The organism is Pseudomonas sp. NPDC087639 (assembly GCF_044743385.1).
Lineage (GTDB): Bacteria > Pseudomonadota > Gammaproteobacteria > Pseudomonadales > Pseudomonadaceae > Aquipseudomonas.
The window spans coordinates 1-9535 of sequence record NZ_JBIUWI010000109.1 but is presented as its reverse complement, the minus strand read 5'-3'; the positions used below and the strand labels follow the sequence as shown (position 1 = coordinate 9535).

Annotated in this window: 8 protein-coding genes; all 8 read left to right on the top strand. The window is 61.4% G+C overall.

Translation table 11 applies throughout. The annotated features are described in order from the left end of the window. Nucleotides 1–83: 83 nt before the first annotated feature. Complete coding sequence (gene ftsL / locus ACIOVB_RS26150; protein WP_401272122.1) at nt 84–278, top strand: cell division protein FtsL; 195 nt, start codon at nt 84–86, stop codon at nt 276–278. Then, nucleotides 278–2017 (top strand): penicillin-binding protein 2, encoded by a 1740-nt coding sequence (locus tag ACIOVB_RS26145; RefSeq protein WP_187678079.1) that lies wholly within the window; start codon nt 278–280, stop codon nt 2015–2017. The genes ftsL and ACIOVB_RS26145 overlap by 1 nt, the downstream gene beginning before the upstream one ends. After that, the gene (locus ACIOVB_RS26140) at nt 2017–3480 is read left to right on the top strand and encodes a UDP-N-acetylmuramoyl-L-alanyl-D-glutamate--2,6-diaminopimelate ligase (protein WP_401272121.1); all 1464 of its coding nucleotides are present in this window, start codon (nt 2017–2019) and stop codon (nt 3478–3480) included. The genes ACIOVB_RS26145 and ACIOVB_RS26140 overlap by 1 nt, the downstream gene beginning before the upstream one ends. Next, nucleotides 3473–4840 (top strand): UDP-N-acetylmuramoyl-tripeptide--D-alanyl-D-alanine ligase, encoded by a 1368-nt coding sequence (gene murF / locus ACIOVB_RS26135; protein WP_401272120.1) that lies wholly within the window; start codon nt 3473–3475, stop codon nt 4838–4840. Before ACIOVB_RS26140 ends, murF begins: the two co-directional genes overlap by 8 nt. Next, nucleotides 4840–5916: a phospho-N-acetylmuramoyl-pentapeptide-transferase gene (gene mraY / locus ACIOVB_RS26130; RefSeq protein ID WP_401272119.1), complete on the top strand. Its 1077-nt coding sequence runs from the start codon at nt 4840–4842 to the stop codon at nt 5914–5916. The genes murF and mraY overlap by 1 nt, the downstream gene beginning before the upstream one ends. Nucleotides 5917–5921: 5 nt before the next feature. Continuing rightward, entirely contained in the window at nt 5922–7268 is a 1347-nt protein-coding gene (murD, locus tag ACIOVB_RS26125) for a UDP-N-acetylmuramoyl-L-alanine--D-glutamate ligase (RefSeq protein WP_187678000.1), read from the top strand. Further along, nucleotides 7265–8482 (top strand): putative lipid II flippase FtsW, encoded by a 1218-nt coding sequence (gene ftsW, locus ACIOVB_RS26120; protein WP_370872556.1) that lies wholly within the window; start codon nt 7265–7267, stop codon nt 8480–8482. The genes murD and ftsW overlap by 4 nt, the downstream gene beginning before the upstream one ends. Next, nucleotides 8472–9535 (top strand): undecaprenyldiphospho-muramoylpentapeptide beta-N-acetylglucosaminyltransferase (gene murG / locus ACIOVB_RS26115; protein ID WP_401272118.1); only part of this gene is annotated, 1064 nt, incomplete at its 3' end. The genes ftsW and murG, both read left to right, overlap by 11 nt.

The following is a 9535-nucleotide window of genomic DNA, read 5'->3' as shown; positions in this document are numbered from 1 at the left end:
TTGCGGCGTGTGCACTGGTTGAAGGCAGCAAGGGTTTGCGTGCCGACGACCCGCCGTTCGACATCGTCCCCTCGGAGCTGTCGATGGTCTGGAACCGCCAGTTGCTCAACAACCTTTACAACGAACTCAGCGTGCGCGACAAGGCGCAGGCCGAGTGGGGCCGGCTGATTCTTGAGCAAAGCACCTGGACCGCGCACAGCCGGATCGAAGTGCTGGCCACCGAACAATTGAAGATGCACATCCCGGGCGCGGCTGACGTGAAGATGGTGGCGCCATGATGAAACTCGAAGGCGCACTCTTCCCTTGGCGCTTCCGTCTGATGGTGGCGCTGCTCGGCGTGATGGTTGCGGCGATCTGCTGGCGCATCATCGACCTGCAAGTGGTTGACCGTGACTTCCTCAAAGGCCAGGGCGACGCGCGCAGTCTTCGTCACATCCCGATTCCTGCTCACCGTGGTCTGATCACCGACCGTAACGGCGAGCCGTTGGCCGTGAGTACCCCGGTGACCACGCTGTGGGCCAACGCCAAGGAAATGCAGACCGCCAAAGAGAAGTGGCCGGCACTGGCCGCCGCGTTGGGTCAGGACCCGAAAGCCCTGACCGAGCGCCTCGAAGCGCAAGCCAACAAAGAATTCATTTATCTGGTGCGCGGGTTGACCCCCGAGCAGGGCCAGTCTGTGCTCGACCTTAAAGTGCCGGGCGTCTACGGCATCGAAGAATTCCGCCGGTTCTATCCGGCCGGTGAAGTCACGGCGCACATGGTCGGCTTTACCGACATCGATGATCACGGTCGCGAAGGTGTCGAACTGGCTTATGACGAATGGCTCGCCGGTGTACCCGGCAAGCGGCAGGTCATCAAGGATCGGCGCGGACGGCTGATCAAGGATGTCCAGGTCACCAAAAACGCCAAGGCCGGCAAGCCCTTGGCGTTGTCCATTGACCTGCGTCTGCAATATCTGGCCAACCGCGAACTGCGTAACGCGATCATCGAGAACGGCGCCAAGGCCGGCAGCCTGGTGATCATGGACGTGAAGACCGGCGAAATTCTGGCCATGGTCAACCAGCCGACCTACAACCCGAACAACCGCCGCAACCTGCAGCCGGCAATGATGCGTAACCGCGCGATGATCGACGTGTTCGAACCGGGTTCGACCATGAAAGCCATCTCGATGAGTGCTGCCATCGAGTCCGGCCGCTGGAAACCGACCGACACCGTCGAGGTGTATCCGGGCACTCTGCAGATCGGCAAGTACACGATCAAGGACGTTTCCAAGAGCGAAGGCCCGGTGCTGGACATGACCGGCATCCTGATCAATTCCAGTAACGTCGGCATGAGTAAGGTCGCGTTCGATATTGGCGGTGAAACCATTTACCGTCTCGCGCAGAAAGTCGGTCTGGGCCAGGACACCGGCCTCGGCTTCCCGGGCGAGCGCGTCGGCAACCTGCCGAACTACCGCGATTGGCGCAAGGCTGAAACCGCGACGCTGTCTTACGGCTACGGTATTTCCGTGACCGCGATTCAGCTGGTTCACGCCTTCTCTGCGTTGGCCAACAACGGTCGCCTCGCGCCGCTCACCCTGATCAAAACCGACAAGCCGCCGCAGACCACTCAGGTGCTCCCTGAAGCTGTCGCGAAAACCATGCAGGGCATGTTGACCCAAGTGATTGAGGCCCCACGCGGCGTATTCCGTGCGCAGGTGCCGGCGTATCACGTGGCCGGCAAGTCGGGTACTGCGCGCAAGACCTCGGTCGGCACCAAGGGCTACGCCGAAAACTCTTACCGTTCGCTGTTCGCCGGTTTCGGCCCGATGAGCGATCCGCGTTACGCCATTGTTGTAGTGATCGATGAACCGTCCAAGGCCGGTTACTTCGGTGGTCTGGTATCGGCGCCGGTTTTCAGCCGTGTGATGTCCGGCACCCTGCGTCTGATGAACGTGACTCCGGACAACCTGCCGACCACGCAACAGGCCAACGCCACCCCGGTTATTCCGCTGAAAGCCAATGGAGGGCGCGGCTGATGTCATTAAGTCTGAACAAAATATTCCCCCACGCCGGCCACGATCTGTTGATCCGTGAATTGGCGCTGGACAGCCGTAACGTGCGCGCGGGTGATTTGTTCCTCGCGGTGCCGGGCGGCAAATTCGATGGCCGTGCGCACATTGCCGATGCACTGGCGCGCGGCGCTGCCGCTGTGGCCTACGAAGTGGAGGGCGCCACCGTCCTGCCTATCACTGACGTTCCGTTGATTCCGGTCAAGGGGCTCGCGGCGCAGTTGTCAGATATCGCCGGGCGTTTTTACGGCGAACCAAGCCGTCATCTGAACTTGATCGGCGTCACCGGCACCAACGGTAAAACCAGCGTGACCCAACTGGTCGCGCAGGCATTGGATCTGCTCGGCCAGCATTGCGGCATTGTCGGCACCCTCGGTTCCGGCTTCTATGGCGCATTGGAAAGCGGTCTGCACACCACGCCGAACCCGATTGCCGTGCAAGCGACTTTGGGCGACCTGAAAAAGGCCGGCGCGAAAGCCGTGGCCATGGAAGTCTCGTCCCATGGTCTGGATCAAGGCCGGGTGACTGCGCTGGCGTTCGACGTGGCAGTGATGACCAACCTGTCCCGCGATCACCTCGATTATCACGGCACCATGGAGGCTTACGCCGAGGCCAAGGCCCGGCTGTTCGCCTGGAATGATCTGAAGTGCCGCGTGGTCAACCTCGACGACGATTTTGGCCGGCAACTGGCTGCTGAAAAACGTGAGTCGCGCTTGATCACCTATAGCCTGCTCGACAGCAGCGCTTATCTGTTCTGTCGCGAAGCGCAGTTCGACGACCACGGCGTACGCGCCACGCTGGTGACGCCGCAGGGCGAACATCATCTGCGCAGCACCTTGCTCGGTCGTTTCAACCTGAGCAACGTACTGGCTGCGGTCGGTGCTTTGCTCGGCCTGGATTACGCACTCGACGAAATTCTCAAAGTGTTGCCGAAGCTCGAAGGCCCGGCCGGACGCATGCAGCGTCTTGGCGGCGGCACTCAGCCGCTGGTGGTGGTTGATTATGCCCACACCCCGGATGCGCTGGAAAAAGTTCTCACGGCATTGCGTCCGCACGTCAAAGGTCAGTTGCTGTGCCTGTTCGGCTGTGGCGGTGATCGTGATCGTGGCAAGCGTCCGTTGATGGCCGAAGTGGTCGAGCGTCTGGCCGATCAAGTGCTGGTCACCGATGACAATCCGCGCACCGAAGACCCGGCAGTGATTTTCGATGACATCCGTGCCGGTTTTACCGCTGTGGATAAAGTCACGTTCGTGGCAGGCCGTGGTCAGGCCATCGCGCAATTGATTGCCGCTGCTTCGGCCGATGACGTGATTGTGCTGGCTGGCAAAGGTCACGAGGACTATCAGGAAATCAACGGCGAGCGCCATGCCTTCTCTGATCTGGTCGAGGCCGATCACGCCTTGACCGCTTGGGAGGTGGCCCATGCTTAAAGCCCTGAAACTCAGTGAATTGACCAACGCGCTCGACGCACGCCTGATCAGCGCCGATGCCAGTTTCGACGGTGTGAGCATCGACAGCCGCGCGATCAAGCCTGGCCAGCTGTTTATTGCCCTGACCGGCCCGCGTTTCGATGGTCACGATTATCTGAACGATGTCGCCGCCAAAGGCGCCGTAGCAGCGCTGGTCGAGCGTGAAGTCGCCGACAGCACGTTGCCGCAGCTGTTGGTCAAGGATACCCGTCAGGCCTTGGGCCAATTGGGTGCCTTGAACCGCGCCGCCTTCACTCAGCCAGTGGCTGCCGTGACCGGTTCCAGTGGCAAGACCACGGTCAAGGAAATGCTCGCAAGCATCCTGCGCACGCGCGGCCCGGTGCTGGCGACTCGTGGCAATCTGAACAACGACCTCGGCGTACCGCTGACCCTGATCGAACTGGCCGCGGAACACACCTCGGCCGTGATCGAACTGGGCGCTTCGCGTCTGGGTGAAATCGCCTACACCGTCGGGCTGACCAAGCCGCATGTGGCGATCCTCAACAATGCCGGCACCGCTCACGTCGGTGAGTTCGGCGGCCCGGAAAAAATCGTCGAAGCCAAAGGTGAAATCATCGAAGGTCTGGCGGTTGATGGCATCGCCGTGCTGAATCTCGACGACAAGGCCTTCGGTATCTGGAAGACCCGCGCGGGTGCTCGCAAAGTTCTGACTTTCGCCCTGAGCAATTCGCAAGCTGACTTCTACGCCAGCGACCTGAGCACCGATGCCCGGGGTTGCCCGGCCTTCAATCTGCACACGCCTGAAGGTTCGGAGCGCGTTCAACTGAATCTGCTCGGCACCCATAACGTCGCCAATTCGATGGCCGCTGCTGCTGCCGCACATGCGTTGGGCGTGTCGCTGTTCGGCATCGCCACCGGGCTTGGCGCGGTGCAACCGGTCAAAGGCCGCACCGTCGCGCAACTGGCGAAAAACGGCATGCGCGTGATCGATGACACTTACAACGCAAACCCCACCTCAATGTGCGCGGCCGTTGATATACTCGCCGGCTTTTCCGGCCGCACCGTCCTGGTGCTCGGAGATATCGGCGAGTTGGGCGATTGGGCGGAGCAGGGGCACCGCGACGTGGGCGAATACGCCCGGGACAAGGTTTCCGCGCTTTATGCCGTTGGGCCGAACATGGTTCACGCCGTAAACGCTTTCGGTGAACAGGCGCATCACTTCGGCACGCAAGCCGAACTGATCCAGGCCCTCGACGCCGAGCAGGACACAAACACCACCATTTTGATCAAGGGTTCGCGCAGTGCAGCGATGGAAAACATCGTTGCGGCTCTGTGCGGGTCCAGTCTGGAGAAACATTAATGCTGCTAGCGGAGTATCTGCAACAGTTCTACAAAGGCTTCGCGGTCTTTCAGTACCTGACCCTGCGCGGGATTCTCGGTGTGCTGACCGCGCTGGTTTTGTCGCTGTGCTATGGCCCGTGGATGATCCGCACTTTGCAGAACCGTCAGATCGGTCAATCCGTTCGTAACGACGGCCCGCAATCGCACCTGTCCAAGTCGGGTACTCCGACCATGGGCGGCGCACTGATTCTGTCTTCCATCGGCGTCAGCACCTTGCTCTGGGCTGACCTGAGCAACCGTTATGTCTGGACCGTACTGCTGGTGACCCTGCTGTTCGGCGCCATCGGTTGGGTTGACGATTACCGCAAAGTCATCGAGAAGAACTCCCGTGGCCTGCCGAGCCGCTGGAAGTATTTCTGGCAGTCGGTGTTTGGCCTCGGCGCGGCGATCTTCCTTTATATGACCGCCAGCACGCCGGTAGAAACCACGTTGATCCTGCCGATGCTCAAGGACTACAGCATTCCGCTGGGCCTGGGCTTCATCGTGCTGACCTACTTTGTGATCGTCGGTTCGAGCAACGCGGTCAACCTGACCGACGGCCTCGACGGTTTGGCGATCATGCCAACCGTGATGGTCGGCGGTGGCCTGGGCATTTTTTGCTACCTGTCGGGTAACGTGAAATTCGCCGAATACCTGTTGATTCCTTATGTGCCGGGTGCGGGCGAACTGATCGTGTTCTGCGGCGCATTGATCGGTGCCGGTCTGGGGTTCCTCTGGTTCAACACCTATCCGGCCCAAGTATTCATGGGCGACGTCGGCGCGCTGGCGCTGGGTGCTGCACTGGGCACCATCGCGGTGATCGTCCGTCAGGAAATCGTCTTGTTCATCATGGGCGGCGTGTTCGTGATGGAAACCTTGTCGGTCGTCATCCAGGTTGCGTCCTTTAAGTTGACCGGTCGCCGCGTGTTCCGCATGGCACCGATCCACCACCACTTTGAACTCAAGGGCTGGCCCGAGCCGCGTGTGATTGTCCGTTTCTGGATCATCACCGTGATTCTCGTGTTGGTTGGCCTTGCCACCCTGAAGCTGAGGTAGAACGAGTGTCTCTGATCGCTTCTGACCACTTCCGCATCGTTGTCGGCCTCGGCAAGAGCGGCATGTCCCTGGTTCGCTTCCTGGCGAACCGGGGCACGTCGTTTGCTGTGGCTGACACGCGGGAAAATCCACCGGAACTGGCCACGCTCAAGCGTGACTATCCGCACGTGGAAGTGCGTTGTGGCGAGCTGGACGTCGAATTCCTGTGCCGTGCCGACGAGCTCTACGTGAGCCCCGGTCTGGCGCTGGCGACCCCGGCCCTGCAAGCCGCCGCGGCCCGTGGCGTGAAACTGTCCGGTGACATCGAGCTGTTCGCGCGTAACGCGCAGGCGCCGATCGTGGCCATCAGCGGTTCCAACGCGAAAAGCACCGTCACCACGCTGGTTGGCGAGATGGCGGCTGCGGCCGGCAAGCGCGTGGCGGTGGGCGGCAACCTCGGTACGCCGGCGCTGGATCTGCTCAGTGACGATGTCGAGCTGTACGTGATGGAACTGTCGAGCTTCCAGCTGGAAACCACCGACCAGCTCAACGCCGAAGTGGCGACCGTGCTGAACATCAGCGAAGACCACATGGATCGCTACAGCGGGCTGCCGGCTTATCACCTGGCCAAGCACCGGATCTTCCGTGGCGCGAAGCAGTTCGTGGTCAACCGTCAGGACGCGCTGACCCGTCCGCTGATGGGTGAGGGCCAGCCGTGCTGGACCTTCGGTCTGAGCAAACCTGATTTCAAGGCATTCGGTATTCGTGAAGAAGACGGCGAGAAGTATCTGGCTTTCGAATTCCAGAACCTGATGCCGGTGCGCGAATTGAAAATTCGTGGCGCCCACAACCAGTCCAACGCCTTGGCGGCGCTGGCGCTCGGCCACGCGGTCGGTCTGCCGTTCGACGCCATGCTTTCGGCCCTGCGCACGTTCGCCGGCCTCGAACATCGCTGCCAGTGGGTGCGTGATCTGGACGGCGTCGCTTATTACAACGACTCCAAAGCCACCAACGTTGGTGCCGCACTGGCGGCCATCGAAGGCCTGGGTGCGGACATCGACGGCAAGGTCATTCTGATCGCCGGCGGTGACGGCAAGGGCGCCGAGTTCAATGATCTGCGTGATCCGGTGGCGGCCAACTGCCGCGCCGTGATCCTGATGGGCCGCGACTCGGACAAGATCGGTGACGCCATCGGCGATGCCGTGCCACTGATTCGCGCCACCTCGCTGGTTGAAGCCGTTGAGCAATGTCGCGCCGCCGCGCAAGCGGGCGATGTTGTGCTGTTGTCGCCGGCCTGCGCCAGTTTCGACATGTTCAAGAATTACGAAGACCGTGGTCACCAGTTCGTCCGCGCCGTGGAGGAACTGGCATGAGCTTGCTCAACATCATCAAGCCGTATCCGTCGCCGATCATCACCGGGCGCGGGATCGACCTCGACTTCCCGATGCTTGCCGGTTGCCTGGCGTTGTTGGGGCTGGGCCTGATCATGATCGCCTCGGCATCGACCGAAGTCGCGGCGGCGCAGTCGGGCAGTCCGCTGTATTACATGATCCGTCACCTTATTTATGTGGTGCTGGGGCTGGGCGCGTGCATCGTCACCATGATGATTCCGATCGCCACCTGGCAGCGCCTCGGCTGGTTGATGCTGCTGGGTGCCTTTGGCTTGCTGGTGATGGTGATCATCCCGGGCATTGGCCGAGAGGTGAACGGTTCGATGCGCTGGATCGGTTTCAGCTTCTTCAACGTTCAGCCATCCGAAATCGCCAAAGTGTTCGTGGTGATCTACCTCGCTGGTTACCTGGTGCGGCGCCAGAAAGAAGTGCGCGAAAGCTGGATGGGCTTCTTCAAGCCATTCATCGTGCTGCTGCCGATGGCCGGCCTGTTGCTGATGGAGCCGGACTTCGGTGCCACCGTGGTCATGATGGGCGCGGCGGCGGCGATGCTGTTCCTTGGCGGGGTCGGCTTGTTCCGCTTCTCGCTGATGGTGGTGCTGGCGGTCGGGGCCGTGGTCTTGCTGATTCAAATGCAGCCATACCGGATGGCGCGTCTGACCAACTTCGCCGACCCGTGGGCCGACCAGTTCGGTGCCGGTTACCAGTTGTCGCAAGCGTTGATCGCGTTTGGTCGCGGTGAGTGGCTGGGCGTGGGTCTGGGCAACAGCGTGCAGAAGCAGTTCTACCTGCCGGAAGCGCACACTGACTTCGTGTTCTCGGTGCTGGCCGAAGAACTGGGCGCGGTGGGTTCGCTGTGCACCGTGGCGCTGTTCGTGTTCGTGTGTATTCGCGGCATGTACATCGGCTTGTGGGCCGAGAAAGCCAAACAGTTTTTTGCCGCATATGTGGCTTACGGCTTGTCGTTCCTGTGGATCGGTCAGTTCCTGATCAACATCGGTGTGAACGTCGGCCTGCTGCCAACCAAAGGTCTGACCTTGCCGTTCCTCAGTTACGGCGGCAGTTCGTTGGTGATTTGCTGTGCCTGTCTCGGCTTGTTGCTGAGGATCGAGTGGGAGAGTCGAACCCACCTGGGCAGTGAAGAGATGGAATTCCATGAGAGCGACTTCGCCGAGGAGCCGAATCATGGGCGCTAACGTATTGATCATGGCCGGCGGAACCGGCGGCCACGTGTTCCCGGCGCTGGCCTGTGCCCGCGAGTTTCAGGCGCGCGGCTACACCGTGCACTGGCTCGGCACGCCACGCGGGATCGAGAACGAACTGGTCCCGGCCGCTGGGCTGGAACTGCATCGCATCAACGCCAGCGGGTTGCGCGGCAAGGGCAAGCTGTCGCTGCTCAAGGCGCCGTTCATGCTGCTCAAATCGGTGTGGCAGGCGCGTGCGATCATTCGTCGGCTGCGTCCGGTGTGTGTGGTTGGCTTCGGTGGTTATGTGACTGGCCCCGGTGGCCTCGCCGCGAAACTGGCTGGCGTGCCGGTGATTGTTCACGAGCAGAACGCTGTCGCCGGCACCGCCAATCGGTTGCTGGTGCCGTTCGCCGCCCGGGTGTGTGAAGCGTTCCCCGACACCTTTACTCTGTCGGACAGCCGCCGTACCACCGGAAACCCGGTGCGCAGCGAGCTGTTCCTCGACACATCGCGACCTGCTCTGGCCGGTCGCAAAGCGCGTTTGCTGATCCTTGGCGGAAGCCTGGGCGCAGAACCGTTGAACAAATTGCTGCCTGAAGCCCTGGCCCAAGTCGCTGCCGACTTGCGTCCAGAGGTGTTTCATCAGGCCGGCAAAAACCACGATGAAGTGACTGCAGAGCGCTACCGCGCCGTCGGCGTGGACGCGCAGGTGCAGCCGTTCATCAAAGACATGGCCCAGGCCTATGGCTGGGCTGACCTGGTGGTGTGCCGCGCAGGCGCGTTGACCATCAGTGAGCTGGCTGCCGCCGGTCTGCCCTCGATGCTGGTGCCTTTGCCCCACGCGATCGACGATCACCAGACCCGCAACGCCGATTATTTGGCCCGTGAAGGCGCTGCCTTCCTGATGCCGCAAAGAACGACTGGTGCCGCGGACCTTGCCGCGCGCCTGACAGAGGTCTTGATGCAACCGCAACGACTCGAAGAAATGGCCCAAGCGGCCCGCCGTCTGGCGAAACCCGATGCCACCCGTAGCGTGGTCGATTCCTGTCTGGAGGTGGCCCA